Below are 26,442 nucleotides of genomic sequence, written 5' to 3'. Positions count from 1 at the left end.
TCCAATCCATCAAAAAACTGCTATTCACCAAGGATGTCCTCGGTAGACAGCAGTTCGTAATCGTCTAATCTGTTAATGTCAATCTTTAGGTCGTCGTGAGCCAGTGGTGTTTTCGCATAATCATAAGGCGATGCACCACCGTCCTCTGTGTATCTGAAATTCACATGCTTTTTTAAATCATATTTATCGTCCATGATCGGACGCTCCCCACGAATAAACAAAATCGCTTTGCGGTTATCTAAAAGCCGTATTTCATCCGGTGTTAAAAGTTCCCTTCCTGTCTGCTGATAATTCACCGAATAGCTGCCGCTACGCCCTTTTGTCTGTCCGTAGGTATTGGTATCCAATGTCTCTTTTCCCAATAATTCCGAGACATACTTATGTCCTTCTTTTTCATTTCCACCCAGATATAAAAATTCATCGCAGTTGCCGATCAGACTCTCATACGAGTCTTTAAATAAGGCTTTCATCTGTGCAATGTTCTGGATGATGATACTGCAGGAAATCCCTCTGGAACGCATGGTTGCCAGAATCTTGTCAAAATCATCCGGCAAGGCTACGTTTGGCCATTCATCCATAATGCAGTGTACCGGAATCGGAAGCCTTCCTCCGTACTTCCGATCTGCCACATAATACAGTGTCTGAAACAGATTACTGTAAATCATGCCGACCAGATAATTCATGCTGGTGTCTGCATCCGGAATACAGCAAAACAGTGCTACTTTTTTCTCCCCAATACTGTATAAGTCCAGTTCGTCCGTACAGGTCAGGTTGGCGATTTGTTTCAGATTGAACGCTGCCAGACGGACACCAACCGATATCAAAATAGACTTTGCGGTCTTTCCGGCCGCCTGCTTATAAATGGCATACTGCTTGACCGCAATACTCTCTGGGTCCCGCATTTCCAGTCTTTCAAACAAAATGTCCAATGGTGACTGGTAATCCTCATCATCTTCTTTGACCTGTGCGCTTCCAAGCATTTCCATAATCATCGGGAAGTTCTGTTCTTCCGGTGGAGCTTCATGCAGTAAATACAGCATAAGTGCCTGTAAAAGTGCAGTCTCTGACTTTTCCCAGAACGGGTCCGAGCTTTGTGCACCTTTCGGTGTCGTGTTGCGGATCAGGTTGTTAATTAGTTTCAGCACATCCTTGTCATCCCGGACATACGCAAACGGATTATAACACCAGGAAGTCTCCGGATTGATCAAATCAAAAACCCGGACTTCATATCCATTCCGTTCCAGAACACCTCCTGTTTTGCGCAGAAGTTCCGCTTTCGGATCTGTGATCACCATCGAGCAGTTGCACTGCATGATGTTCGGAATCGCATAGGTCCGGCTCTTTCCTGCCCCGGAACCTCCTACTACCAGCACATTTAAATTTCGTTTATGCTTATATCCATCCAGTCCCATGCGGAAATGCTGTGTCAGAAGCAGATTATTCGTGTACTGCTTTTCGCAGTAACGTCTGCAGATTTCGGACACGTTGCCCCATTTTGCGGAACCATGTTCCACGCCTCTTCTATAATTTCTTTTTTGGGATTCATAAATACCAATGCCTAAGAAATAGGCTGCTGTGAATATCAGAATACATTTGAACGTATACGGTGTATACGTGATAAAAAACGGCTGTTCGAGTTTTTCGCTCAGCGTTTCTAAGATTTGAATAAAATTCTTATCCGGTGTAATGGCACAAGCGGTAATCGCTGCCGCCCACCAGACAAATGGCAGAAAGACAAGATACAGAACCCAGTCCTGCTTTTTTGTACTTATCTCTGCAAGTCAGATTCTCTTTTCTTGCGTGGCTTTTCTTCTGGATGTCCCTGTCCTTCTTTCTTATGAAAGGAATCCACTCCCGGTATCAGTGAGAGACTTCTGCCGTTGTCCCACTTAACACCAAGCTGGCCTGCATCATCCACATACTGCACAGTTCCTTCCAGTCCCTGCGGCATACCCGCTTCTCCATCCATCGAATTCAGACAGATTCTTGTTCCTGCCGGATACTGTTCTCTAAATCTTGCCACTTTTTCTCTTGAATAAATGACCAATCAACCACTCCTTTCTCTACCAGAACATGTGTCTGCTAGTATTCGGTTTTGCAACCTGAATAATAACTTTATCTATTCCATCACTGTATCTTCCGGCTGCAAGATATTTACTTCTGAGTCTGTTCAGTGCCTTACGGATCTGCCTTTGTTCCCCGGCTGTAATCTGCAGTCGTTTCTGAGCGAGGTCGTATTCACTTACTTTTTTCAGAAGAGCTTTCGTTTCTTCCAAACATTCATCCTGCTCACTCTGCGCCTGTAGCTCATCATTCAGTGCCACCACGAACATATTTTTCATAATGTTATCCATCTTCAAATAGTATTTTGTCATCTGGCTGACCTCCTTTTTTGTTACACCAACCATATCACAAGACCTCCGTAATAGCTACTCCAACCGTCCAACTTTTTCACTTTTATCGTTCCGGCTGGTTCTTTGCTTTTTTCTCTTTTCCAGATGCTTTTTCATCCTTGGTTTCCGGTGTTTTTACAGGGTCTCCGATTGCGAACTCATCGGTTACATACTCCTGTTCCTTTGCACCAAAATTCCGTTCGATATGGTTTCGGATACTATAGGAAGCCTGACGGACATCATTTAAAAAGTCTCTCAGTTCCTGTGGATCTTTCTTTCCACATTCATTTCTCTGTGCAATATACTCCAGATTGAATCCGGTAACATCCACACCATAACGTTTCGCAATCACATAGGCTGCACAATAAGCCTGTGCACTGACTTTCTGTCGGCTGTAGGTTCCGGTATGCTGGTCCAGTGCTGCACACGCCAGTTCTCTGTTCAGTGCATGGAATGTCGTTACTTCACTCATTCCGTTGCGGATATAAATGGTACGGTATCTCGGATTGTACTGGGCCTGCACTTTGTCTGGCAGATCATCCTCAATCTGCACACGTACCGACTGGTCTTTTAAGACAGTTCCTATCAGTTCTGTCAGACTTCGCTGAGGGCGTTCTTCCAATGGCTTTCCAGACATCTGACTGATGTCAAATCCTTTTCCAATCGTATACCCTCTCCGCATTTCTCCGTCTTTTTCGTATTCAGTGGAAATCATATAAGTAATGCCATGTTCCCCGACTTTGACCGAACGGTGTTCTTCTCTCCAGCGTTCATAAGACCTTACCACCTTAAAATCTGGATGCTGTCCGTAAATCAAAAGCAGATTCGGTGTTCTCTGGGTATTACACTCTGCCATAAAGTCCAGAAAGCCTTTCAGTTTTTCTCCATCCTGAAAAACTCCCTGTGCCTGTGAATCTACTTCAGCCCATACCTCTTCTCTTTCCTGCTGTTTTTTGGCTGCATATTCTTCTTTCATCAATTTCTGTTCAGGAACCTGCTGTTCTTCCGTTCCCCCTGAAATCATATCTGTTAAATCCATATACATTACCTGCCTTTCGTTTTCATATTCTTACGTTTCTTCCGGCTCTCTCTGGCATTTTTCCGTCTGTCCGGCCTCTTACGTTTCTCTTCCTGTTCCTTGCGGATATCTCCGAGTTCTTTCCGCACAGATGGTTTTTCATTCTTTTCTTTCCAGCTAATTTCCCGATCGGAAGAAGTATTTCTGTTGCGCGAGAAAGGTTCGGATGGATTCTTTTCTTCCCCCTCCTGCGCCTGTGTAAAATTTCCTTCCGGGAAAGCCTCATCCCCGATCTGGAACATTTCTTCCGCATCGTCCAGTTCAAATTCTATCTTGCCTTCCGGCAGGACAACGGTCTCTGTCCGTACATTCTCCCCGGTTTCTTTTTCCATCTGGTTTTCTGCCTTTTCCGGTGCAGTCTCTTTTTCCACTGCTTCCGTAACCATAGAGCCTGATTCTGCTTTTACAAAATCCAGATTCATCCGGTCTAATACCCGATTCATCTTCGCTGCATCATCTGCAAATACCATGACCTCTGTCTGGTCCGGATTCACCTTATCTTTGATGACTACATATAAGATACCTCTCGCCTTGGCTTCTTTTGCAAATTCTTTTAAACGGTCACCCGGAACGGTAAAAAATTTCATCGGGCGCTGTTCCTTTAACATTCTGGTAAGTCTTGTTTTCCCTCTTGTCTTTTTCTGGTCCTTCAAGGCGGCAGCAATAAAGACTGCCACATGCTTTGCTACATTCCCGGTGATCTTCAGCGAATACTCCATCCCTTCCAGACTGTACCGTACCACCTGATCTGCCGGTTCTGCTCCGTAATTCATACTTATCTCACCTCCTGACTTTTCTGCATTCTTTCTTTATCTTCCACACGTTTTTCATTCTGGCTCTGTTCTTCCGCTTCCTGAAGTCTCGCTTCGATTTCCAAGGAATGTTTCTCAATCTGAACGGTCATACGAACTTCCTTACGGAGTCGCTTCAATTCCTCATTGATTTCGGACAATCGTTCTTCCCCAGTCTCCCTGCCCCCATTCCGATACAATCTTCTGCGTTCTTTCATAAGTTCCGCAATCTGCTTTTGCAATGGCTCTCGGTACGCGGCAAGCTGCTCTCTGGTTATGATGTCATGTTTCAGTAGAAATTCAATCTGTTCAATCCTGCGGTCCAGTTTCCGGATATCCTCTCTGACAGCGTATGGACTCCTTTTCGGTCTTTTTGGCAGTACCCCCATTTGATATAAATAGGAATAATACAGTGCCTGAATCCCGGTCAGTTTCTTTTTGGGATGAATCTGTACTGCCTTTTGATAGACTCGTTTCACCTTTGGCTGTAGTATCTGCCCACGTATTTCCTCTTCGGAATAGTTTTTTCCGAGAGAACGCAGACGGATATACCGCTCCATTCCCGGAGCTTTTAAAGAAATGTATTTCCTGTTCAGTTTCCATGTATAACCCCGCTTTTCCATCTCTTTTAGGAATTGTAACCAGGAGTAGCTTTCCTGTACCGATTCCCTGATATCCAAACGGATCGCCATTCTCCATGTCGGTTTTCCTTCCTGTTCTGCTTTCCACTGTACATAAGGGATTGATTTTTTCTGATTGGATTCAATGATAGACAGACCATATTTTCTGCACAGGTCATCGGAAATCTTACGGATCTCCGTATAATAACTCTTAGCATTACTATGGTACTTATGTCCGTCCACCATGCTTACAGAATTCCAGACAATATGATTATGATAGTGTCTGGTATTAAGATGTGTTGTTATGACTACTTCAAACTGTCCTTTTAAGAGCCGGTCTGCCAGTTCCTGCCCGATGAGATGTGCCAGTTCCGGTGTCACCTCACCTTCTGCAAAACTCTGTACCAGATGGTATCCTTCCACACCGCCCATCTTATGGAATCTCTTTTTCGTTGTCAGCATATCTTCATACGCATTTTCATTGGTGCATCCGATGGTATCTTCGAAGACCGCTTGTTCCGTCTTTGTCCGGTTCATGGCATAATCAATGGCAGCCTCCAGAGAGTCTGCTTTCTGTGTGGTTTTTTCTTTGTCTTTCACATATTCGATGGAACGGTCCAGGCGGTGGACGGGGATAACACTTGTATAAGCCATCTGTCATTACCACTCTTCCTTTACCAGATGCCATGTCTCTTTGGTAAGCCGGAGCATTTCCTGTACACTCTGCTCACTTGCCATTCCCGAAGCATTCGCAACATGGGCAAGCTGGTTCGCATTATTGCACAGACCCGCTATCTTCCTAAGCAGTTCCGGGTGATGTTCACAAGGTTTTGCGTGTACCTGTGCTCCTAAGATCAGCGAACGCATAAACTCTTCCCGACTCAGTCCGCTTTTTTCCACCTGTTCCTCCAATTCCCTGAGTTCCCTTGCATTTAACCGCACCGGGATCACATGGTTTCGTTTTCGCATTGCATCACCGTCCCTTCTCTTTTCTCTTTCATCATATCGCCAAGCTCCTCATCGGATTTTTTCGCTGCAACCATGCAACAGGTCACTATCACTCCTATAAATCCTCCGCTCATCAATGCGATTACAATCATTACTCCATTTCTTAACATGACTTGATCCTTCCTTTCCATTTCCGTCTGTGTCCGGGGGATTGGGGTTCTCCCCAAAGTGCGTTTGGATATCCAAACGCTATGCTTGCAAAACGAGTACCACCAGTTTCTGTAGCACCGGATTAACTCGATTCTGATTTATTTTGATTCTTTTATCTGCACCAGTCCATCAAGTGTCGTACAAATGATATGGAGCCTGTCTGCCATACTGATTTCGGTATTCATTGTTCCTGTCACTTCTTTCCCACATACAACTACCATCCGGCATCTCCGCAAAAGAATATGGGACATTCTTCCATATCCCTGCATATCTTCTGCATCGGACTCTTCCAAGAATGGTGAGAATACAAATCTCGGACAGATTGGTACATACCCAAGTTCATAGATTTTTCTGCAATATTTCTGCACTTTTACCCGGCTTTCTTCTGCTGAACAGCACACATAAGCCAGCGCCTGTTCCATACGCTCCATCTCCTTCCTGCATCCAGTTGGATGCCACTGATTTTCTCTATAAAAAACAAGATGTCCAATTGGACATCCCGGCTACTTTTCATCCTCTTTCTGCTCTGCTTCTAATGCAATTTTCACTCTGTCACTTCCCAGTTTGTAGTAGGCATCTGTTACCTCAATTCCCACTGCACGATAACCTGTCATAACCGCTGCAAGGACAGTCGTTCCTGCCCCGGCAAACGGGTCCAGGATCAGACCTCCCGGTTCGCAAATCTGGATGACATCTTTCATAAGCTGCAACGGCTTCTCTGTCACATGAATCCGGTTCTGCGGATTTCCATATCGGAAGACGCCCGGCAGACAAGATACTGGACGGTTGATTGGCATCGGTCCGTTACTGCCCCACACAATGTATTCAGCCTGCTGGCGGAAACGGCCTTTCTGTGGACGGGAGTTTCCCTTATCCCACACCGCTGTTCCTCGCCAAATCCATCCTGCCCACTGCAATGCATCGGTAATCGATGGATACTGACGCCAGTCAATGAACAGACAGATCGGAGCTCCTTTCTTGCAGGCTTTCCGCACATCGTAAAGCCACTCGGCCATCCAGTGAGTCCATGATCTCTGATCTTTATTGTCCCCATCAAAATCCGGAAGTGCATTTGCAGCACTCATACTGCTGTATTTCTGGTTTGTAGTACGATTTCTTTCATTCTGCTTTGTTCCACCGGACGCATACGGTGGATCGGTAATGACTGCATCAAAGATTCCCGGCTGGAATGCTTTGACCAGTTTCAGCGTATCTCCATGTAAAATCTTCCAGTTCTTCCCTTCGGCATATTCCTCCGGGTATGTTCCCTCTTTCATAAGTTCTTCCAAACTCAGGCCATTTGTCATAGGCATCATCCTTTCTTTTCTCAGCGTTCCGGCTGATTTTTCTTCTTTGTCTTTTTATTTTCTTTTGGTGGTGGACTCAACTCGGTTTCCACATATTCACTGATAATCAAAAGTGCTTTGTAATAATCCCCACTTTCCAATACTCTTTTACACATTTCTTTTGCTTCTGCTGTCTGTTTATTCTTTTTCAAAAGAGTTGAGGCATCGCCCATAATGGAAAAAATATTCCCATCATGTCCAAGGAGTTGTAACTTGGGACGTTGTTTCTCAAGCTTTATCGGGATCTGCTCTGTTTTCTTTTCATAGATTTTCGGCTGCTCCATATCAGGATGCCAGAAATGCACATTCAGCATTCCACCATCTACCTTGATATCCCTCTGCTCAAATCCTTCACCCCAACCGTCACTGTACTGCCCTGTAATGTATTCGGTGAATTCCTGTAGTTCTTCCTGACTTAAAAATTCATTTAATTCCAGTTTGGTACAGCCGTACAGGATTCCATCTTTGTTTTCTATCGTAACAACTGCACTTTGTATTTTTCCATGAATGGACTCACTTCCATCAAAATACTGCATGAGATCATCTTCCCCATAGCGTTCCAGTTCTTCTCGGATGGCATCTTCATAATCGGCAAGTTCTGTTCCATCTAACGGCATTCCATATTCATCACTCTCCGACCAATCTTCTTCCCATTCGGATTCTTCGGAAAAAAGATTTCCAGTCAGCTCCGTCAACATCTGTACGTGTATCGTTTCTTTTTCTTCCATTCTCTATCACCTTCTTTCTAATGGTCTGTCCCTGCATTTATTTTCCTGCTTTTTTTCTTTCGCAAGGTCTGCGTAATCTGCCCCTTCTTTTTCCGGCAGATTGCAGATAATCTGATACGTTCCCTCATAATGCTTTTTCATCTGTTCTTTCGCCCATCTTCCTGCAAAGTCATTATCGGTACAGATTTCAATTTCTTTGATTTCCGGATGGTTCTTCAAAAACTCTTCCAGTGCATCCGGCGGCTTTTTAAAACGTTCACCCTGTATCTGTGCGTTTTCTTTCGGAGCAGCGATTCCCCCAAGGGAAAGACGATATTTATCCCTATTTCCCTCTTCCAGTGTCATGTGTGCCAATGCATCAATACACGCTTCATATACGGCAACTCGCTTTGTTTCTCTTTCAGGTGGAATGCAAAAGCTGTACTTTTTTTCACTCCCGGTCTGCTCCATCTTGAATCCCTTCCCGTTTTTTTCATAGATTCCTCGCAGGAATGCATATCTTGCTTTTCTGGATTCATCTTTCCCAACAAAAACAGCGTTATGGTACGGGACACTTTCATAAAGGATTTCATGTGAAATACAATATGTGATCACTTCATCGCTGATTCCTCTGTGGTTTAAATAAGCCCTGATTCGTCTGCAATTACAATACCTCTCCGGCAACTTAAATGGCAGTTTTTCCCTTTCCACAGCCTGTGTCGGAATAAAAGACGGACTCTCTTCGCACAACAGTTTTACGGCATCTGTAAATTTCATTCCATCTACTTCAATCAGAAACCGCAGTGCGGACACGCCACCGATATCTCTGGATTTCCAATGCCATTTGCTGGACAGTTCATTGATTTTAAAACTGTCATGATCCGTCAACTGCCATTCATTTCTGGTCCTTGTCTTTTGCAGTCGCTGTGCCTGATGCGTTCGCAAATACTCATACGCAGTCATATTTTTTGCTGCCTGAATCTCTTCTTCCGTTACCCAGGGCATTACAGAATTGCATCCTGAAGAGCCAGTACCTTATCCGTCCGCTCCCAAGGAAACTCCTTTCTTCCAAAATGACCAAAAACTGCCGTCTGACGGAAAATCGGACGATTCAGTCGAAGGGATTCCATGATCTGAACGGGTGTCACTCCAAACACCAGTGGGATTGCTGCCGCCAGACAATCATCCGCACACACTTTTCCTGTACCAAAGGTGTCTACCTCAATCATAACCGGCTCTGCTACTCCGATTGCATAAGCCAAAGACACCTGACACTTGCTTGCAAACCCAGCAGCTACTATATTTTTGGCGATATACCTTGCCATATAAGCTGCCGAACGGTCTACTTTCGAACAGTCTTTTCCCGAAAATGCACCGCCGCCATGCGGAACCATACTGCCATAAGTATCCACCATCAGCTTTCTTCCGGTCAGTCCGGTATCTGCATCAAATCCTCCGCACACAAATTTTCCTGACGGATTGATCAGAATCTTCGTATCCTCATCCGGCGGCAGTAATCTGAGTGCTGAGCGAAGCACTTTCTCTCTGATCTCGGCATCTAACTTCTTCAGGTTCTTTTCTGCACCATGCTGGCAGGAAACAACAACACTTTCCAGTCTCACTGGTTTTCCATCTTCATATTCTACTGTTACCTGTGCTTTTCCATCCGAAAAGATATCTTTGATATATCCGCTTCTTCTGCAAGCCGAAAGTTCACGTGTGATCCGGTGTGCCAGAACAGTCGGCATTGGCATAAGCTGCGGAGTATCATCACAAGCATATCCGACCATAACACCCTGATCTCCAGCTCCCCTGCTTCTATCTCTTATCTTTGCACCAATATTATCCCGAAATTCTTTCGACACACTCACTGCTTTCGCAATATCTGGACTCTGCTGGTGTACAAACGTATCCATTTCTATTCCATCTGTACAATATCCGCATTCTTCCAGAACCTTTCGGATCACATCAAATACTGGCGGCTCATATCCGCTGCTGATTTCTCCTGCCACAAACACATTTCCTCTTGTGGCAAGGACTTCACATGCCACTCTCGAAGATGGATCATAACGCAGACATTCATCTAAGATTGCATCTGCTATCTGATCGCATACTTTATCCGGGTGTCCTTCTGTTACTGATTCTGCTGTATAAAAACGTCTCATCTTTCTTCTCCTTATCTACAGACAGGGCAGGAGCTGCTCTATGCGCATCTCCTGCCCTGTCAGATTGGTTTATCCTGTAATTTTTATTTTATTTTTCTTCTGTTTCTTCTTTGTTGTCTGTCATTTTTGACTTCTTTCTGCGGTATACAGTCACTCCTGTAGCTGTTCCGGCAGATGCCAGTGCAAGCAGAACAAACGGCCATACTTTCTGGTTATCACCTGTTTTTGGTGCATTTGTTTTTTCTGTTGTTTTCTCCGGTGTTCTGGCATCTTTCATTTCTACTTTCTGGACTTCCATTGTATCTTTCAATGTGAATGTAACATCTTCCGCAATCTCGTAACCATCCGGCGCTGTGATCTCACGCAGAGTAAGTTCTTCATTGACCGGGAGCTTTGCAACGGAATGTGGCTTTCCATCCGTAATCCACTCCTCCAAAACAGTTCCGTCTTTGCGGATGATCTGAAGCTTTGCCCCTTCCAGTTCTTTTCCGGTTGTTAGGTCTATTTTTGAAATTTCCACTTTGGAATATTCGTCTTTCATCTCAACCTTTGTCACACTGCCATCTTCTTTGACTTCAAACGTCACATCGCTGGCAGACACATAACCATCTTCATAAGGAGCCAGTTCTTCATGTAAGGTATAACTTCCTTCCGGCAGTCCGTAAATGACATGTTCTTCCTTCGTACTGATCCACTCTTCCAAAACAGTTCCGTCTTTATCAATGACCTGCATTTTTGCTCCTTCCAGCTCATTTCCGGTTGTTGCATCTGTTTTGGTAATACGTGTTTCTGTCGGCTGATTCTCAACTTCTTTGTTCAGTTCAATCTTTGCAAGATTCTGATTTTCATAGGTTGCATCTACATTCCATACTTCTTCATTTGGAAGATATCCGGCTTTTCTGACTTCCTCTTTGACATAGTATTTTCCATGTGGAAGATCACTGTCAAAAGTAAGTGTTCCCTTTGTATCTGTTGCTTTCTTTTCCAGCAGGGTATCTTTCTCTACGAGAACCTCTCCCTGATTAGAAACGATATCTTCCGCAGCATACAGTCCAAAAATAACACCTTCCAGCTTTTCTCCTGTGACAGAATCCTTCTTTTCTACCGATACAGAAACTTTCTGTCTTTCATTTTTATAGGTAACGCCTTCATAAACAACTGCCTGTGTATCATCCTCTGCTGTCAGGGTAAATTCTTTCTGTTCTGTATTCAGGACAAAATTCTCTCCTGCTACAACCTCTTTCAGATAATACGTTCCCAGTGGCAGATTGTAGATAACTGCTGTTCCATTTTCATCTGTAGTCAGTTTGGCTACCAGGTCATCTTTCTCATAACGGACAACTGGATTTCCTTCTTCATCCTTTGCTCCGTCCGGTGAATAGATGGTATCTTTGGCATATACTTCAAACTGGGCACCTTCTACTCCGGTTTCTTCATATTTAAAGTCTTTATAGATACCTGTTTCTTCTTTACCAGATACAGCATTTCTTACTTTAGAGACCAGTGCTTTTACTTTTGCCAGAACAGAATCTCCTGTTACTTCGGTAAGCTGTTCTCCCTTTTTCGTCAGGAGCAGGCTTCCTACCTGTTCATCGTTTTTCTGTTCTACCTCTACAATCGCTGCTCCTGTATCTGGATCAATCTGATGTGCAGTGTTTGAGGATACTGTAATTACAATACCGCTCTGTGGATTTTCTTTATATGTTCCTTTTGTAGTCTGCTCTAATGGTGAAATAATCGTTGTTCCATCATACAGGGACTCTTCGCTTCCCTGTCTTACAAATCCTTCCGGTGCTTTCACTTCTTCGATTCGGTAGGTAGAGCACTTCAGTTCCTGCGGTGTGATCAGATATCCTTCCTCATTGGTCTGGAATACGCTGATCTTTTCTTTTTTTGGATACTGAACGACCTGTTCAATGTATTTCTTATTTGTCACATCGTAAATCTTATAAGATGCCCCTGCCTTTAAAACAGTATTCCCAGTCTGTGCATCTTTCTTCACGATTTTTAACAGGAACTCAAACGGACGGTCATCAAACACTCTCCACTGCATAGGTTCTCTGCTGTCATTTTCCACATTTACAACAAATGGATCAATGGTTTTCAGATTCTCCGGGGTAGTGCTTTCCACTACAACATAACTTCCATACGGCAGTTCCGGGCTGACTGCATATCCTTTTGTATCCGTGATCAGTTCCGGCACTGGTACAGCTGTTCCATTCTCATAGGTGACTGCCACCTGCTCTTTGCTGAAGTCATAATTCTTGAAATCACTTGCCGTGTAGCTTTCTCCATTGGACGGTTTCAGTTTCCCATTTTTCACCTGTGTCAGGTCGCTGATCAGATATACCTTAAATCCTGCTCCTGCAACCAGGTCTGTTTCTGTCTGCTCTCCATCTTCACTGACTTTGATCAACTGGAATGCCTGTTTCTTTACCTGCTCTTTTACCGTAAGCTCTCTTGTCACTTCTGCAACGTCCTGACCTTCATAAGTTACGGATACTTCATATTTTGTAGTATCCCGTGTATATCCTTCCGGTGGAGTGATTTCTTTTACATACATTTCTCCAAGGTATAATTCTGAAAACTCCAGTGTTCCATCATCTCCGATGACTCCCTGCGCGATCAGGCTGTCCTGTTTATACAGAACTCCTGTTGTTCCATCCGGATGCACGATATCTTCTTTGGCATACAGACCATACACAGCACCTCGAAGAGCGCCGTCTCCCTGTGGCTGGAATGCAAATGTTTCCTTATCAATCTTTGCAATCTTTACTTTTCCAGTGACCCTCTCATCCGTTGCTGTTACCGTCAATGTCTTACCGGCTGCAACATCCACTTGATAGACTTCCTGATTCCGTTTATATCCGGTCGGTGCAGTCACTTCTTTTACATACACAGTTTTGAGTGCGGCATCAAAATAATCGCTGACTGCTTTTCCGTCTGTTCCGGTTGCAGTCATCGTCATTAGCAGATTTTCGCACTTCTTATCGGTGTAAATACCGTAAACTGCTCCAGATAGTGGGTTCTGTGTATTGATATCTTTCTTCATCAACTCAATGCGTGTCATATTCAGCCACTGTACACTGAAACTTACCGGAGCTGCTGTTTCGCTTTCAAATACACCGATATCCTGCTTGGAATCTCCGGTTGTCAGCACCAGCGTTCTCCATGTCTTTCCGACAGAACCATATAAGCTGCCGGAAGCATAACTGCCTGTCAGTAATAAATCCGCAGACAGATAGAATGTATCTCCACCATAAATCTGGATTTTTCCATTTGTAACACTTGTTCCTTTAGAAAGATTATGTGCAGTCACATTTTCCGGCACACTCAATGTCACATAGTTTCTGTGATCTCCAGACAGTGTGATATTTGGTGTTTTCTGGATGTTTCCATCCCGTACTGCATTCAGCTTTGTGCTTGAAAAGCTCAGTTCACCTTTTGGCGGTTCTTCCTGTCCGAACAGATAATTGATATATGCGATAACCCCTGCATTTACAAGGTCATTATAATTACATCCGGTAAATCCGGCTTCTCCTGCGTAAGCGTAGCTGGCTGCAATATGCGTATACACATACTTTTCATCCTCTGATTTCCCGGACAGATAACTTCCTGTCAGATCTCCTGCCCCGCCATAGCCATAGTAAAGGACTTTCTGCAAATTTTTATTGCTGTCCAGTACCTGTGCCACATAACTTCCACTCGGTGGGGATGCTTTCTGGGACTGGAGACAGTATGCGATCTTTCCGTTTACGGTAAACAGACACGTAAGATAATTTCCAAGATAACTTGGATAATAGATCGTTCTTCCTTTTGTCAGTGTGACTGTTGAACCGCTGCTTGTGGCTCTTTCAGCCGCAGACAGTACCATGACATTTCCTTCTTCAATATCCTCTTTGAGTTCTTTGACTGCCTGTGCAGATGCCTCTTCTTCAGATGTTTCAATTTCTACATCTGTGTAGTTCTGCACAGGCGAATCCGAATCATCTTCAGATTCTGTATCTGACTTCTGTTTCTCTCCACCATTTTCTTCGGAATGTGCCTGACCTTCTGTATCCGTCAGAGTCACTTTCCGGGTGATGGTATAGCTGTCACTCTGATCCTTTGGTACGACCATATAAGTGGCAATATATGTTCCTGATTTGTCAGAATGATACTCTCCACCATTCTCATCTTTGATACTTACAAGCGTAACATCCTCTTTTTCTGCATCATAATGGATTCCTTCCATACTGGTTTCCACTGCAAATGTTTCATCCGAAATCTCTTTCGTAATATCGTCTGCCGTAACTGCCTGTTCTTTCTGACTCGTAACCGCCTGTTCGGATGCCTGTACCTCCTGCCCCACATCCGTCTGCTCGGCAGCGAACGCATTGGCACTGCTTAAGGTACTGACGCCCATCAGGACAGCCAGTCCAAAGGCTGCGATTCTGGTTTTTAAATTCTTCACCTTCATGTGTGTTTCCTTTCTGATAATAAATACATTGTTCAGTAAAATACCGCAGAAGGTTCTCCCTCTGCGGTAACATTTATCTTGTATATTGCTTTTCTGCTTTTTTCATTTCCTGTCTGGTGCGTTTTACTGCATCCATCACTGCCTTTGTCGGCAAATCATTTTCCAGACATCCTTCCAGAATTCCATCCAGATAAAATTTCGATGGTCTTGCCGGAACATCCTTATGAGGGGAGTTCATCGTGTATACGAATACTTCCCTTAAAGCTCCAGCCTGATCCTTTACCTGAATGGTTTCTTTCCCATAAAAATTTGGAAATCCTTCATAAAAATCCAGATTCTTTTCACAAGCTTCTGTGATCCTCCATAAAACTCCATCCACACAGCTTCCTTTTTCCGGAAGCACAGTTGCAACGCCATTTCCCGGAGCTCTGCCACGAAATGCCAGCCGGTAATCTTCCAGCCGGACATTTCCAACCACTTCCGCATCCGGACAGCGGAATCTCATCTGCCCCAGGTTCATGTTACTGCCATATGCAAAATAATATCTCTCTTCTATTTTTCTCACCTCGATCTGACGTCATCCGTCCTTTGCTTTTTCTTCAGACACTCATACGTGCTTTTGTCATATCTCCATGCCAGATCACCTTCCAGATTTGCCAGCAGATGTTTCCGCACATTTTTATATTCTTCTCCGATTAATCCGAGCCGCAACAAAAACGTTCGGAATGTAAACGCCGGGTTTTCTGAGATCGGTGTCTTTTTCATCTGGGTGGATCTCTGATTGATCGCCTGTGCGGAAATGGCTAATGCCAGTGTAATGTTTGCTCTTACCTTTCCAGCATGTAGTGTGCTTTCAAAACAGCGCCATTCCAAAGTTCCCTTGGAAAACACAGCATGAAGATTTAGAGCATAATACCGGGTACTGTCATAATGATTATGACTTCCATCTCGGCCTCCATACCAGACATTTCTTACCCGGTCCATCGTAATGGATTTGTTTGGCATTTTTCGGATTTTTTCCAATACCTCCGGACGCACCTTCTGACAATAGCTGTACTCTCTTCTTTCCTGCACTTTCAGTGCTTTGAACAGGATATCTTCCTTTGCGTACATAATAGTCAGCGCATTTTTCAGACTCTGCGGTGTATGGTTCGCCGCATCTACATGAACATGCTGACCACAGGACTCATTGACAAAACCTCCATGCCTCCGCAGACAGCGTACAACTTCCTGTAACTTTCCCATTTCATCATAGGATAATTTCGGTGATACCATCTCTGTTGAATATTCTCTATCTGCTGATACGATTTGACCACCTGATTTTCTTTGTGTATCAATGCTTCCGTCAGACATGAACTTCCACTTTTTTCCTTCCCGATCTCTCGCTGACCATATTCCGTAATACGCACCTTCATAAACGGCTTCTGTCCCGAACAGTTCTGCTACAACTTCTGCAGCCCGTTGTCTGGTGATCCCAGTCATCTCGATTTCCGTACCAAAGTACTGATCCTGAATTCCAATCATCACCGACACTATCCTTCCTCAGACAGTTCCAGTTCTTTTCGCTCCGCATCTGCTTTTCGCAGTAATGCTCCGATTGCTTCGATCACCGTAACAGTTACCCCGTTCCCAGCCTGTTTATATAGCTGTGCATCCGATGTGCAGTCTATGATCTTATCAATCTGCCAGTCATAATATCCCTGCAGACGCAGACACTCTCTTGGAACCAGCCTGCGTATTCTTCCGTGATACAAGATGCCATGACGATCTGTTGCAGTAATTGTGAACATTGGTTCTTCCGGTTCCTTCATGCGTCTGCCGTTCTGCCGGACATTCTCTTTTGCTGGTGTTAAGACTGCTCTTGCTCCATCCTCTGCTAATACACCAGAACATTCTCCTTTATATTTGTGGACACCGCATTGTCTGGTATTCAGGCTTCTGCATTCTTCCGTTACCACCGGCGGAGGTGAAAGATCGACAAAGTGCAGCGTTCCCTGTTGAACACCTGTTGTCAGGGTATGTGCGATCTGATGTCCGACTCTTCCTCTCCTGCTGTTGAGATTCGCATAGCCCAGATCGATGCTGTCCCCTTCTCTTGCAAGTTTGTAGCCGAGCTTTGTATTCTCTTTGATTGGAACACCTACATCATATAATCCTGTCTTGCCGCCCATTCCACCTGCCTGTGATGTCAGGGTACAGCTTAGTCCTTTGGGACTGTAGACTCTTTTCCCCTGACTTCCTGCCCGGATTTGAATAAGAGCTGCTCCATTTGTTTCTGGTTCAGGTAATATTTTTCCGGCACATCGGAAATCAAGATATCCGACAATATACACCCGTTTCCTTGCTTGGGGGACTCCGAAATCCTTGCTGTTAAGCACTTTCCATTCGACATGGTACCCCAGTTGCGAAAGCGTACTGAGGATGGTGCAAAATGTCCGCCCCTTGTCATGCGAAAGCAGACCGGGAACATTTTCAAGGATAAAATACTGGGGTCTTTTAGCTTTAAGAAGCCGGGCAATCTCGAAAAAGAGGGTTCCTCTTGCATCTGCAAATCCTTCTCGCTTTCCGGCGATAGAGAATGCCTGGCAAGGAAATCCTGCACAGAGCAGATCAAAATCCGGCATTCGTTCTGGTTCAATTGTTCGTGCATCACTACAATACCACTCCCCTTCTGTGTCAAACAGCAATCGGTAGTTCTTATCCGCATAAGTATCCACCTCGCAGTGTCCGACACAGGTAAATCCCCCTGCACGTCTTAAGCCTTCTCGGAATCCGCCGATTCCGCTAAAGAGATCAAAAAATTGAATGGTTGCGGTTATCAACCTCCTTTGCTGATAAAAACAGGCGGCATGATTTTCTCATACCGCCTTGCATTTCTCTGTATCTGTTTATTACCATTCTGTTGGTTCTTCTGCTTGGGTTTCTTCTTCCGGTTGAATTTCCTCGTCCAGTTCGCTTTCTTCTTTCAGTTCGGTTTTCTCGTCCGGTTCGCTTTCCTCGCTTGGTTCGTTTTCTCCTTCCGGTTCGGTTTCCTCGTCCGGTTGAGTCTCTTCTGTTCCAGATTCTCCGGTTGCAGGTTCAGCTTCTTCCATGCTGTCTTTGTTCTGCCATTCGCCCTCTGCCTTTTCCAGTGCCTCTTCGATGATCTGAATTAAGAAGTCTTTCTGTTTCATGCCTTTTTTTGCGATGACTGTTTTTAATCTCTGGAATAATTCCTCTGATACCTGTACTGCGATTGTTCTTGCTGTTCCCATGCTCATTTCTCCTTTTCCTGCAAGTCTTTCAAAATGTTCTTCGATGACCTGCTGTATAAATTTCTGTGTGCTGCTTTCTGTCAGTTCAATCTCTTCTCTTACTTTTTCGTGTAAGTCCTTCGGGATCTTTCCGCATATGTTCTTCATCTCTGTCATAGCGTTTCTCCTTTCCGTTTCGCTACACACAACATACTCCAAAGATGCATGGAAAGCTATTCACAATACCTACCAAAGATATCGATGCTGTTTTGCTCCTGCCCCTAGCAGATCCAACAATGTATGTATCGCACAATCATAGGCCTCACCCCCTTTACATATTTTCCATCTGAGATAGGAAATCCATCATCTGATCCGGGATATCCTCAGCCGGTGGATTTGTTCCACTTTGTTCCGCACCGCCACAAATGTTTAATTCCCGAACACTTTCTTTGATCGTCTTTTGGATGATTTCTTCCATCCACTTTCGGTCCTCTTTTTCCAGAATCGCCTGAACAAGATACTGGTTTTTCTGTCCTTCCGGAACACTCTGGAATTTCTTCCATGCTTTCTGGTGTTCCGGATTTTTCAGGTTTGGACGGAACGAATATACCGGACGTGTCATTTTGCCCACATCTGCTCTACAATCCGTTCATACCCGGCAGCGTTCGCATGGACGTCCTCGATAAAAACAGGGCGGCAAATCGCGTCCTGTGCGGTCACGTGGCGTTTTAAAATCGCAGAACCTCCACCCATAAATACGCTCGGCACCGCCCTGAGATCAAACCCGGATTCCGTTACCGCAGACAAGATTCTCTCGATGTATTTCCGTCCGTTTTCCTGTATGACAACTCTTGCATCTTCTGCCATGCTGCAGGTTTCCCCACGAAGTACACGTTCGATCTGTGTTTCCGTTACAGACAGTCCGGTATTTCTCCTCACCTGTTCTGCCGTCTCATCAATACACCGGATCACACCCAGTTCCAGACTCCTGCAGGTTGCCGCATTCGGAACACCATTATCCAGTCTCATCAGATCAACCGTCCAGCCACCAACATCCACCAGAAGAACAGATGGTTCATTCTTCAGGTACTCTGGGTGCAGAGCCAGGGCAGAGTACCCCTGTGGGAACAGTTTCACATCTTTAATCTGTATCTCATACCATTCACTTTCATATAAAAAGCGCACTGGCTGTTCTTTCCGCAACAGATACTCCCGAAATCCCTGTTTCTCCCTTCCAAAGCTGGACAAAGGCAGTCCAACAGCCAGAATGACTTCCGTCTTTCGTTCCGCTTTCCGGTGCTTGATTTCTTCCGCAATTGCAGCCAACGTCAGCAGATAATAATTATCATTGGACGTTTTATTTTTTACCAGCGTCTGTCTCCCTGTACCGCAGACATAATACTTTCCCCGATACTGCAGAACATTCTGCATCGTATACGGCTCATAATCATACTTGATAATGCCACTGGGAAAAGACACATGTTTTGTCTTGATCGCATAATACCCATGATCAATTCCTACTATCATCACAATCACATCCTTCTTTCATTTTTTCGTCTGGCATAAAGCCAAGAACCCTTTTTCTGCTGCAACGGATCGTTGCAAAAGTGCCTGTTTTGAACACTTTTCTAAGTTTCCACACCCCAAAACCTGCGGAAACTCTGGAGTTCTCATACCGCTGCTGCTTGAGGAACACTCCCTGTTCTTTCCCAGCCGGTTAAAAAATATCCCTCTTCCGGCGGCTGTCCAGCCTGTCCGGGAGAGGGATATATCGCAATGTTCCTTTTTGAACAATGGCCTGTCTTTTTATTTTTATGAGATGTTCTTCCTGCTTTTGTAGCATGGAGGAATACTCATCTTCCGTCAAAAATTTCCGGATATATGCTCCTTTTTTCCCCAGCGTGTTATCTGTTTTTAACATCTCTATTTCTACCATGTAATGGGTATCCGGATGATATCTGGTTTCACATAAAATGCTTTCGCCTTTGATATAATCTGATTTCACCGCCTCCCTTGCTGCCGCTAAAAGTTCATGGATACTTACCTCCACCTGCATCACCTCCTTCAAAAATAGCGAAAGAAAAGCAGACCCCTTAATCGAAGTCTGCCTCTGTTGGATATGGTAATCCTCTCTTCTTATATTTTAAATCAATCATTTTTCGGAGCTTCTCTCTTTTCTCTTTCGTTGGCGCATGCTTTTGAAATTCAACCAGCCATCTTTCTAATCTTCCATCATCATCGATCCACGTATCGTTTTCGTGTTCCCATTCATCTAATAACTTGATCAGTGCATCCAATGGTTCTTCCACATCATCGCCAAACTCTTTCCATAAATTTAATCCATAACTTTCCAAGCCAAAGAATTCTGTTAGAAATGAAAACCTCTCCATATCCCCCAATGTCATCCTTTTTCTGCCCGTCAATAATTCCTGATCCCTGCTGCCACAGTAACTCAAGAAAATCTTTTTTTCTTTCTCACTTTCTCTCATAGATTGTCCCCTTTCAGAAAATAATTCTTTATTACGAAACATTATAAAATTTTAACTCATTAGAATCAATATATATGTTTCCAAATAACGAAACTTTCATTTTTTAAGGAGAACGTATTATGCAGAAAATCAGACCAGATATGGATATCGGTAAAAATATTCAATCTCTCAGATACAAAAATAATCTAACGCAAGACCAGGTCATTGCAAAATTGAATCTCATGGGTATTGTCATATCTAAAAGCACTTATGCCAAACTGGAAACAAACCGCATGAACATCAAAGTGTCTGAGTTAGTCGCTCTGGCAAAGATCTTTCATACCGATATCAATGCATTCTTTGACGGGCTGCTGTAATTCGACATTCACCTACTCCCTGTGTGTATATAATAATCTCTAAAAAAAGAACTAGTCTATATTCTTATCGGATATAAACCAGTTCTTTTTCTTTCCATCTATATTATTTTTATTATCTATATTAACCATTCAATATTCCCCTACTACATACACATATTTTTTCATTATCTGTGCATACAGTACCTATATTCTATTCCACATCAACTGTATACACTCTATATACAGGCTATCTTGTTACACCAGTTTACATCTAAGATCAACAGTTTTGCATGGTGTGACAATGCAACTGCCAAAGACAGCTTTACCTGCATGCCTTTTGAAAAAGTCTTAATCTCTTTTTTCTCCGGGAGCCGGAATTTTTTTAAATATTCCTGATACTGCTTCCTATCCCAGTTTTTATATATTTTGTTAAAAATCTTTCCCGTCTCTTCCGGGGTCAGTGTTTCGTAAAAGTTCATCTCATCAAAAACAACACCGATCTCTTCTTTCTTTGCAAGTGTCTCTTTTCCTGAAACACTTCCTAAGATTTCGATCTCCCCTTCACTGGAGACCAGTCCTAAAATGGACTAGTGTTGTGGTCTTTCCGGCTCCGTTCTGCCCTATCAGACCCATCACGCTGCCTTTTGGCAGTTCAAAGGATATATCCTTTAAAGAAAATCCCGGATAATCTTTACTGACATGCGAAACCCTTAATGCGTTTTCCATTATGTATCCTCCTCATAAAATATGTTCAGAAGTTCTATCAGCTTTTCTAATGAGATCCCACATCTGCGTGCCTTCTGCACCGCTTCTTCTAAATGATGTTCAATATCTTTTTGCTGTTCCTCCTGATAAAATTCTTTGCTATTTGCCAATATGAAACTTCCTCTGCCGACCGTTGTCTCTATAAAACCGTCTCTTTGCAGATCTTCATATGCCCTTTGCACGGTGATCACACTGACATGCAGGGATTTTGCCAATGCCCGCATGGATGGGATCGGGTCTCCGTTTTTTAATTCTCCACACATGACCATTGCTTTTATCTGCTCGGTGATCTGTTCATAAATCGGTTTATTTGTGTTAGAACTGATAATGATTTCCACTGTTTCACCTCCGGAATGTAATATAGTGTACTTATCATCTAAGTACACTATATTACAATTATCGCTGACTGTCAACACCTGTTCTTTTATTTTTTATCCTTCTAATTTTCCAAGGTCTTCCACCAGACTCCGCATCCCACTCTTGGTCTGTACGCTTCTTGCTGCTTCCATGACCTGCTTTTTCTCCTCTTCGGTCATTTTTGCAAAACTTGACATTGCTTTTTCATTTTCCGCTAACGCAAATCCGAATCCGATCGGCATCTCTTCTCTCATCTTTTCCCCTCCTTATCTCTGTTTTCTATTTCTCCTTACAAACACTTTTTAGTATGGGTCGTATGCCTTTCCTTTATTCGCTATCTGCTGATTTCACATCTTTTCTGTTTCGGCATATTTATAATAAGAATCTTATTTTTTATTGGAGAACACATTATGGATTGTGATCCCCGCGGAACCATTTCACAACAGGGAAATGTCATGCGTATTGATAACGCTTTTGTTGAGGATGTTGTCCCTGCAAACCGTTCTTCTAACGGTTATCTCTTAGTTTCTTATGCAACAGCAGGTGCCAACCGAACAACTTCGATACAGAATCTGAGATTAAATATTACAAGGAATACTGTCCTGTTAGATTCTTTAGGACGGCAGATACGGCTTTCCGATATACGAAAGGGTATGTGGGTCAACGTTGTCTTTTCTTCTGCAATGACACGCAGCATCCCGCCACAGTCGACCGCTTTTTTAATCGTTGCAAGAAGGGATTTTCAGACTTCTTCCTCTACCACTACAACCGGACGGATTGCCATGGTCGATCCGTTAAACGAGATTCTCTATACCGGCAACCCTTTTGATGTCAACAGTCAGACAAAATATCTTCTCTCAAATGCCACGATCACAGACCGCTCCGGCAGACCGATCAGCATCCGGGCACTGCAGCCGGGACAACGGGTCCGGATCACACATGCAAATTTCCAGACTTCGAGTATTCCACCACAGACAACGGCGTTTCATGTCCAACTGCTTTAATCTTTCTTCATATTTTGTGTAAAGGATGCATAAATAATATAAATAAACCTTGCGATATTCCCTGTTTTTCGCTATCATAAATATATAAATTTACAGTATTAGAGAAGGAGATTTTTATGGGTAAAAAGAATTGCATTGTTGCACAATCCGGCGGTCCTACCGTTGCGATCAATGCCAGCTTAGCAGGTGTTGTCAAAGGGGTAAAGGACTCTCAGGTTTTTGATACAATCTACGGTTCCGTCAATGGTATTTTAGGAATTTTAAATAATAATGTGATCAATCTGAGTGAGATTGTTGCCAACGAAGAGACGCTGAACAGGTTAAAACACACACCGTCTATGTATTTAGGTTCCTGCCGTTACAAACTTCCTACCGTGGAAGAATCACCTGAAACTTATGCACAGATTTTTGAAATGTTTGAAAGTTTAAATATCGGTGCTTTCTTCTATATCGGAGGAAATGACTCCATGGACACTGCGTTAAAATTATCACAATATGCAGCTTCTATCGGAAGTGATGTCAGAGTCATCGGTGTTCCTAAGACGATCGACAATGACCTTTGTCTGACAGACCATACACCTGGTTTTGGCTCCGCTGCAAAATACATTGCATCTACGATCTTAGAGATTGCACATGATACTTTCAGCTATCCGGTACCAAGTGTAACAATTGTTGAAATTATGGGACGTGATGCAGGCTGGCTGACTTCTGCTTCAGCACTTGCAAGAAATGAATACAATACGGCTCCGCATCTGATCTATCTGCCGGAAGCTCCGTTCGATACCGCTCAGTTCTTAGCAGATGTAAAGGAACTTTTGAAAAAGCAGAACACGGTTATCATTGCCGTATCCGAGGGTATCCGCGACAAAAATGGAAATTATATCAGTGCTGCCTCCCAGACCACCGATGGTTTTGGTCACAGCCACTTAAGCGGTGCCGGCAAAGCTTTAGAGAATTTTGTAACATCCAACATTGACATTAAGGTACGCTCCATTGAGATCAATGTTCTTCAGCGTTCCGGTGCACATATCTCTTCTGCAACAGATTTAACCGAGTCCTTCGAGCTTGGTCATCATGCCGTAGAATTAGCAGAGGAAGGGGTTACCGGCTGCATGGTTACCTTAAAACGTCTTTCTTCTAATCCATACAAGGTTGCTTACGGACACGAAAATGTAGCTAAGATCGCAAATGAGATCCGTTCCGTTCCTCGTGAATGGATCAATGAAGCAGGTAACGATGTTCTCCCTCCGATGTACGAATACTTACGTCCATTGATCATTGGAGAACCGGATATCCGGTATAAGAACGGTCTGCCTGACTATATGGATATCTCTCACCTGACTAAAGCATAAATGACAGAGAATATGCCATAAACGAACATCCCCGAATTTTCCTTTGATTATAAAGAATTTTCGGGGATATTTTTTTATTCTATTCTGATCATTCTAACGTCTCTGCCAACTCTCCATTATCCAGACTATATTTTTGTACCATTCCGTCTTCGTATAACAGATAAAAACTATCTCCGATATAGGTTCCGCGAATATAGCCGACCACATTTCCCTTTTCCTTGCAGTCCATCTTCATCCGCTGTACAAACTTTCCGTTCTCATAAGAATACAGCAGATAGTCACAGCGGTATTTATCGGTTTTGTCATATCCGCTTGCTAAAAAGCCTATCAGATTTTTTCCCTGATCCGCTAAGACCTCTTTATAATCATAAAGTGCTTCTGCGTAGCCATACTCTGTCAGATCTTCTTTTGCCGTTTCTTTTACATCGGAAGGATCTGAAATATCAAACATGGACAGTTTCATTCCTTCTATCGCTCCATCTTTTTCATCCGCTTCCATTCCAAGTCCTAACAGCATTCCTTCGCCGTATCCATGCAGATATTCGGAAAAACCACTAATCTTCAATTTTCCTAAAACCTTCGGTTTTTTCGGGTCAGACAAGTCTATGGAAAAAAGCGGATCTGTTTGTCGAAATGTCACCACATATCCGGTATTTCCCAAAAAACGGACTGCATAAATCTCTTCACCTTTTGCGAGATTCTCTATTTTTCCTTTGATCTTCAGATTTTTTCCTAAAATATAAAGCTGGTTATACGTTGTGCTTTCCTGCGTATCATATCCGATGATCTCTCCATCGATATCGTCCGTCACTTTCTCGATCCCGTATGCCGTCTTTGTGGTTGCGATCCGAAGATTTCCCTGATATTCACTCATTGCCATATCATCCGTCAAAACTCCTTCAACACTTCCGGATGCCTCTAATTTCATTTTTCCATCCCGATAAGAAATCCTGCTGATCTTCGTACTGTCGCTCTGCGTTCCTGCTTCTTCCCAGTCCGGATAACTGCTGTCTGTCACATAGATATTTTTTTCACTTACATAAAATAGCTCTGCCCCGGTCACTACTGCCTTGGTATCTTGAAACTTCTCCGGCTGTTTTAGATCAATTGATGCCATGACCAGATAGGAAGTGCTTAAACAGTCCTCCGGCAGAAAAATATCTTTTTCACTCAACAATTTTCCATCTACCACCGGGATATACTCCTCATAATTCTCCTCTTTATCCGGTTTCTGCGTCATGTTCTGCGCAAAAAAGTAGAAATATCCATCGGAAATTCTGGAATCCTCATAGCTGCCTTTTACCGTAAAAGTATGGATTTTCTTTGGTTTGTTGCGATTCTTCGTATCATAGATATGAATCTTACAATAAGCAGTTCCTGTATACATCTGTTTATTTAACAAAGCAATATCTTCTGTCGTACTGGTGTCACTGTTATTTAATTCACAGGATTCTATGACGATCAGCCGGTCTTTCCATATATAAAAATCAGAAATACTTTCAAAGCCACGAATCTTGCTCTTTCGCTTCAATCCGTTTTGGGTATCTGTGATCTGAATGGCATAATTCCCCGAGGTGGCAGTCTTCGTTTCTTCTGAAATCACCTGATAGAGGTATCTTCCATCGTTTTTTATAACATCTCCTTCATCCACATTTTTTTCCTGTGTATTAGTAACTCCATGCTCTGTCTGATCACTGCTTTCTTTTTTTGTCTCACCCCGAACAGCATCTGAACTTTCTTCGTTACCCGCTGTCGTTCTTGCCATATCGGCTGTATCCAGCGTTCCGATGGCATATTCCTGTACCTCTCCCTGTACATATTCTCCCTGCCAAAGTTCGGAAAACTGCTGATATATGTTGTGATAGGTTGTATGAGCAGCCGTGTCCTTCGTCTGTGACTTCGTACCATATGTCTGCTGATCTGTTCCCGCTTTTCTTGTGATCCCACTAACTCCTGCGAGCAGGATGATACATAGACATGCTGCGGTTACAGCAGGATACCAGTGTTTGATGTTTCCAGTTATATTTTTATGTTTCTTTTGCTGCTCACCGGTCGTTTGCGTTTTTATATATTTCCGCATATTCTCTGTCTCTAACTCCGGCGGGATCTCCTCTGCCTCTGCTGACTGTTCTAAGTATTTTTTTATTTCTTCTTCATCCCATGAATGATTGCTTTTTTTATGTTCCATTC

The 26,442-nt window shown here is 43.5% G+C and carries 28 protein-coding genes and 1 pseudogene; 3 read left to right on the top strand and 26 right to left on the bottom strand.

From position 1 onward, the window contains the following. Positions 1-20: 20 nt before the first annotated feature. The 22 genes from WMO43_RS09005 to WMO43_RS08900 all read right to left on the bottom strand — a co-directional run bounded on the left by WMO43_RS09005 (position 21) and on the right by WMO43_RS08900 (position 20,439). Positions 21-1,745: a VirD4-like conjugal transfer protein, CD1115 family gene (locus WMO43_RS09005; RefSeq protein WP_154301185.1), complete on the bottom strand. Its 1,725-nt coding sequence runs from the start codon at positions 1,743-1,745 to the stop codon at positions 21-23. A 23-nt stretch (positions 1,746-1,768) separates the two neighbouring features. Continuing rightward, positions 1,769-2,047, bottom strand: coding sequence for a DUF4314 domain-containing protein (locus WMO43_RS09000; RefSeq protein WP_353530957.1), 279 nt, complete (start codon positions 2,045-2,047; stop codon positions 1,769-1,771). A gap of 16 nt (positions 2,048-2,063) precedes the next feature. Beyond that, on the bottom strand, positions 2,064-2,408 hold the full coding sequence (locus WMO43_RS08995; RefSeq protein WP_007884627.1) for a hypothetical protein: 345 nt from the start codon (positions 2,406-2,408) through the stop codon (positions 2,064-2,066). Positions 2,409-2,457: 49 nt separating this feature from the next. Further along, complete coding sequence (locus tag WMO43_RS08990; protein ID WP_349084916.1) at positions 2,458-3,432, bottom strand: ArdC family protein; 975 nt, start codon at positions 3,430-3,432, stop codon at positions 2,458-2,460. A 5-nt stretch (positions 3,433-3,437) separates the two neighbouring features. Next, positions 3,438-4,244, bottom strand: coding sequence for a PcfB family protein (locus WMO43_RS08985; protein ID WP_007884625.1), 807 nt, complete (start codon positions 4,242-4,244; stop codon positions 3,438-3,440). A gap of 2 nt (positions 4,245-4,246) precedes the next feature. Continuing rightward, complete coding sequence (locus tag WMO43_RS08980) at positions 4,247-5,536, bottom strand: relaxase/mobilization nuclease domain-containing protein (RefSeq protein ID WP_007884624.1); 1,290 nt, start codon at positions 5,534-5,536, stop codon at positions 4,247-4,249. Between the two features lie 6 nt (positions 5,537-5,542). Next, positions 5,543-5,851 carry a plasmid mobilization protein gene (locus WMO43_RS08975; RefSeq protein ID WP_024852688.1) on the bottom strand — a complete coding sequence of 103 codons (309 nt, stop codon included), beginning with the start codon at positions 5,849-5,851 and terminating at the stop codon, positions 5,543-5,545. Beyond that, the gene (locus tag WMO43_RS08970; RefSeq protein WP_117482321.1) at positions 5,830-6,000 is read right to left on the bottom strand and encodes a DUF3789 domain-containing protein; all 171 of its coding nucleotides are present in this window, start codon (positions 5,998-6,000) and stop codon (positions 5,830-5,832) included. The genes WMO43_RS08975 and WMO43_RS08970 overlap by 22 nt, the downstream gene beginning before the upstream one ends. 138 nt (positions 6,001-6,138) lie before the next feature. Then, positions 6,139-6,462 carry a DUF7768 domain-containing protein gene (locus WMO43_RS08965; protein ID WP_015513330.1) on the bottom strand — a complete coding sequence of 108 codons (324 nt, stop codon included), beginning with the start codon at positions 6,460-6,462 and terminating at the stop codon, positions 6,139-6,141. Positions 6,463-6,543: 81 nt separating this feature from the next. Next, complete coding sequence (locus tag WMO43_RS08960) at positions 6,544-7,347, bottom strand: DNA-methyltransferase (RefSeq protein WP_330670155.1); 804 nt, start codon at positions 7,345-7,347, stop codon at positions 6,544-6,546. A 20-nt stretch (positions 7,348-7,367) separates the two neighbouring features. After that, complete coding sequence (locus WMO43_RS08955) at positions 7,368-8,114, bottom strand: hypothetical protein (RefSeq protein WP_147591783.1); 747 nt, start codon at positions 8,112-8,114, stop codon at positions 7,368-7,370. 6 nt (positions 8,115-8,120) lie between these two features. Continuing rightward, positions 8,121-9,098 carry a DUF3991 and TOPRIM domain-containing protein gene (locus WMO43_RS08950; protein ID WP_147591781.1) on the bottom strand — a complete coding sequence of 326 codons (978 nt, stop codon included), beginning with the start codon at positions 9,096-9,098 and terminating at the stop codon, positions 8,121-8,123. Beyond that, complete coding sequence (metK, locus tag WMO43_RS08945; RefSeq protein WP_147591779.1) at positions 9,098-10,258, bottom strand: methionine adenosyltransferase; 1,161 nt, start codon at positions 10,256-10,258, stop codon at positions 9,098-9,100. The genes WMO43_RS08950 and metK overlap by 1 nt, the downstream gene beginning before the upstream one ends. 88 nt (positions 10,259-10,346) lie before the next feature. Further along, a complete protein-coding gene (locus WMO43_RS08940; RefSeq protein ID WP_353530956.1) occupies positions 10,347-14,717 on the bottom strand; it encodes a SpaA isopeptide-forming pilin-related protein in 4,371 nt (1,456 codons plus the stop codon). Positions 14,718-14,790: 73 nt separating this feature from the next. Then, entirely contained in the window at positions 14,791-15,282 is a 492-nt protein-coding gene (locus tag WMO43_RS08935; RefSeq protein WP_329753537.1) for a gamma-glutamylcyclotransferase family protein, read from the bottom strand. After that, positions 15,279-16,241: an amidoligase family protein gene (locus WMO43_RS08930; protein ID WP_349085843.1), complete on the bottom strand. Its 963-nt coding sequence runs from the start codon at positions 16,239-16,241 to the stop codon at positions 15,279-15,281. The genes WMO43_RS08935 and WMO43_RS08930 overlap by 4 nt, the downstream gene beginning before the upstream one ends. Before the next feature lie 8 nt (positions 16,242-16,249). Next, entirely contained in the window at positions 16,250-17,539 is a 1,290-nt protein-coding gene (gene dcm / locus WMO43_RS08925) for a DNA (cytosine-5-)-methyltransferase (protein ID WP_349085842.1), read from the bottom strand. A gap of 69 nt (positions 17,540-17,608) precedes the next feature. After that, a complete protein-coding gene (locus tag WMO43_RS08920) occupies positions 17,609-18,127 on the bottom strand; it encodes a hypothetical protein (RefSeq protein ID WP_349085841.1) in 519 nt (172 codons plus the stop codon). A gap of 154 nt (positions 18,128-18,281) precedes the next feature. Continuing rightward, entirely contained in the window at positions 18,282-18,572 is a 291-nt protein-coding gene (locus WMO43_RS08915) for a plasmid segregation centromere-binding protein ParR (RefSeq protein ID WP_139010013.1), read from the bottom strand. Further along, on the bottom strand, positions 18,569-19,477 hold the full coding sequence (locus tag WMO43_RS08910) for a ParM/StbA family protein (protein WP_186856092.1): 909 nt from the start codon (positions 19,475-19,477) through the stop codon (positions 18,569-18,571). Before WMO43_RS08910 ends, WMO43_RS08915 begins: the two co-directional genes overlap by 4 nt. Before the next feature lie 190 nt (positions 19,478-19,667). Beyond that, positions 19,668-20,006 carry a DUF5720 family protein gene (locus WMO43_RS08905; RefSeq protein ID WP_227209889.1) on the bottom strand — a complete coding sequence of 113 codons (339 nt, stop codon included), beginning with the start codon at positions 20,004-20,006 and terminating at the stop codon, positions 19,668-19,670. A gap of 37 nt (positions 20,007-20,043) precedes the next feature. After that, on the bottom strand, positions 20,044-20,439 hold the full coding sequence (locus tag WMO43_RS08900; protein WP_349084075.1) for a hypothetical protein: 396 nt from the start codon (positions 20,437-20,439) through the stop codon (positions 20,044-20,046). A 119-nt stretch (positions 20,440-20,558) separates the two neighbouring features. Here WMO43_RS08900 and WMO43_RS08895 point away from each other — a divergent pair, with 119 nt between their 5' ends. Beyond that, on the top strand, positions 20,559-20,795 hold the full coding sequence (locus WMO43_RS08895) for a helix-turn-helix domain-containing protein (protein WP_004614531.1): 237 nt from the start codon (positions 20,559-20,561) through the stop codon (positions 20,793-20,795). A 215-nt stretch (positions 20,796-21,010) separates the two neighbouring features. On the opposite strand, the pseudogene WMO43_RS08890 reads toward WMO43_RS08895, so the two are convergent. The 3 genes and pseudogenes from WMO43_RS08890 to WMO43_RS08875 all read right to left on the bottom strand — a co-directional run bounded on the left by WMO43_RS08890 (position 21,011) and on the right by WMO43_RS08875 (position 22,150). Continuing rightward, positions 21,011-21,407 (bottom strand): annotated as a pseudogene (locus WMO43_RS08890) (ATP-binding cassette domain-containing protein). Positions 21,408-21,499: 92 nt separating this feature from the next. Continuing rightward, positions 21,500-21,877, bottom strand: a complete 378-nt coding sequence (locus WMO43_RS08880) for a GntR family transcriptional regulator (RefSeq protein ID WP_353530954.1) — start codon at positions 21,875-21,877, stop codon at positions 21,500-21,502. 93 nt (positions 21,878-21,970) lie between these two features. Beyond that, on the bottom strand, positions 21,971-22,150 hold the full coding sequence (locus tag WMO43_RS08875; RefSeq protein WP_177963129.1) for a hypothetical protein: 180 nt from the start codon (positions 22,148-22,150) through the stop codon (positions 21,971-21,973). 156 nt (positions 22,151-22,306) lie between these two features. Between WMO43_RS08875 and WMO43_RS08870 the strand changes: the two genes are divergently transcribed. Continuing rightward, entirely contained in the window at positions 22,307-22,900 is a 594-nt protein-coding gene (locus WMO43_RS08870) for a hypothetical protein (RefSeq protein WP_353530953.1), read from the top strand. A gap of 116 nt (positions 22,901-23,016) precedes the next feature. Next, a complete protein-coding gene (locus WMO43_RS08865; protein WP_353530952.1) occupies positions 23,017-24,252 on the top strand; it encodes a 6-phosphofructokinase in 1,236 nt (411 codons plus the stop codon). A gap of 88 nt (positions 24,253-24,340) precedes the next feature. On the opposite strand, the gene WMO43_RS08860 is transcribed toward WMO43_RS08865, so the two are convergent. Beyond that, positions 24,341-26,440, bottom strand: a complete 2,100-nt coding sequence (locus WMO43_RS08860) for a beta-propeller domain-containing protein (RefSeq protein ID WP_353530951.1) — start codon at positions 26,438-26,440, stop codon at positions 24,341-24,343. Between the last annotated feature and the right edge of the window lie 2 nt (positions 26,441-26,442).

The organism is Maccoyibacter intestinihominis (genome assembly GCF_040096355.1).
Taxonomy (GTDB): domain Bacteria; phylum Bacillota; class Clostridia; order Lachnospirales; family Lachnospiraceae; genus Maccoyibacter; species Maccoyibacter intestinihominis.
Note: the sequence above shows the minus strand (reverse complement) of the source record. Positions and strands in the feature narration are given on the sequence as shown.

What these genes read in the sequence shown, in the direction of transcription:
- WMO43_RS08995 (WP_007884627.1), bottom strand. Translation starts at nt 2,408, where the DNA reads ATGGTTGGTGTAACAAAAAAGGAGGTCAGCCAGATGACAAAATACTAT.
- WMO43_RS08990 (WP_349084916.1), bottom strand. Translation starts at nt 3,432, where the DNA reads ATGGATTTAACAGATATGATTTCAGGGGGAACGGAAGAACAGCAGGTT.
- WMO43_RS08985 (WP_007884625.1), bottom strand. Translation starts at nt 4,244, where the DNA reads ATGAATTACGGAGCAGAACCGGCAGATCAGGTGGTACGGTACAGTCTG.
- WMO43_RS08980 (WP_007884624.1), bottom strand. Translation starts at nt 5,536, where the DNA reads ATGGCTTATACAAGTGTTATCCCCGTCCACCGCCTGGACCGTTCCATC.
- WMO43_RS08975 (WP_024852688.1), bottom strand. Translation starts at nt 5,851, where the DNA reads ATGCGAAAACGAAACCATGTGATCCCGGTGCGGTTAAATGCAAGGGAA.
- WMO43_RS08970 (WP_117482321.1), bottom strand. Translation starts at nt 6,000, where the DNA reads ATGTTAAGAAATGGAGTAATGATTGTAATCGCATTGATGAGCGGAGGA.
- WMO43_RS08965 (WP_015513330.1), bottom strand. Translation starts at nt 6,462, where the DNA reads ATGGAACAGGCGCTGGCTTATGTGTGCTGTTCAGCAGAAGAAAGCCGG.
- WMO43_RS08960 (WP_330670155.1), bottom strand. Translation starts at nt 7,347, where the DNA reads ATGACAAATGGCCTGAGTTTGGAAGAACTTATGAAAGAGGGAACATAC.
- WMO43_RS08955 (WP_147591783.1), bottom strand. Translation starts at nt 8,114, where the DNA reads ATGGAAGAAAAAGAAACGATACACGTACAGATGTTGACGGAGCTGACT.
- WMO43_RS08950 (WP_147591781.1), bottom strand. Translation starts at nt 9,098, where the DNA reads ATGCCCTGGGTAACGGAAGAAGAGATTCAGGCAGCAAAAAATATGACT.
- metK (WP_147591779.1), bottom strand. Translation starts at nt 10,258, where the DNA reads ATGAGACGTTTTTATACAGCAGAATCAGTAACAGAAGGACACCCGGAT.
- WMO43_RS08940 (WP_353530956.1), bottom strand. Translation starts at nt 14,717, where the DNA reads ATGAAGGTGAAGAATTTAAAAACCAGAATCGCAGCCTTTGGACTGGCT.
- WMO43_RS08930 (WP_349085843.1), bottom strand. Translation starts at nt 16,241, where the DNA reads ATGATTGGAATTCAGGATCAGTACTTTGGTACGGAAATCGAGATGACT.
- WMO43_RS08920 (WP_349085841.1), bottom strand. Translation starts at nt 18,127, where the DNA reads ATGACAGAGATGAAGAACATATGCGGAAAGATCCCGAAGGACTTACAC.
- WMO43_RS08915 (WP_139010013.1), bottom strand. Translation starts at nt 18,572, where the DNA reads ATGACACGTCCGGTATATTCGTTCCGTCCAAACCTGAAAAATCCGGAA.
- WMO43_RS08910 (WP_186856092.1), bottom strand. Translation starts at nt 19,477, where the DNA reads ATGATAGTAGGAATTGATCATGGGTATTATGCGATCAAGACAAAACAT.
- WMO43_RS08905 (WP_227209889.1), bottom strand. Translation starts at nt 20,006, where the DNA reads ATGCAGGTGGAGGTAAGTATCCATGAACTTTTAGCGGCAGCAAGGGAG.
- WMO43_RS08900 (WP_349084075.1), bottom strand. Translation starts at nt 20,439, where the DNA reads ATGAGAGAAAGTGAGAAAGAAAAAAAGATTTTCTTGAGTTACTGTGGC.
- WMO43_RS08895 (WP_004614531.1), top strand. Translation starts at nt 20,559, where the DNA reads ATGCAGAAAATCAGACCAGATATGGATATCGGTAAAAATATTCAATCT.
- WMO43_RS08875 (WP_177963129.1), bottom strand. Translation starts at nt 22,150, where the DNA reads ATGAGAGAAGAGATGCCGATCGGATTCGGATTTGCGTTAGCGGAAAAT.
- WMO43_RS08870 (WP_353530953.1), top strand. Translation starts at nt 22,307, where the DNA reads ATGGATTGTGATCCCCGCGGAACCATTTCACAACAGGGAAATGTCATG.
- WMO43_RS08865 (WP_353530952.1), top strand. Translation starts at nt 23,017, where the DNA reads ATGGGTAAAAAGAATTGCATTGTTGCACAATCCGGCGGTCCTACCGTT.
- WMO43_RS08860 (WP_353530951.1), bottom strand. Translation starts at nt 26,440, where the DNA reads ATGGAACATAAAAAAAGCAATCATTCATGGGATGAAGAAGAAATAAAA.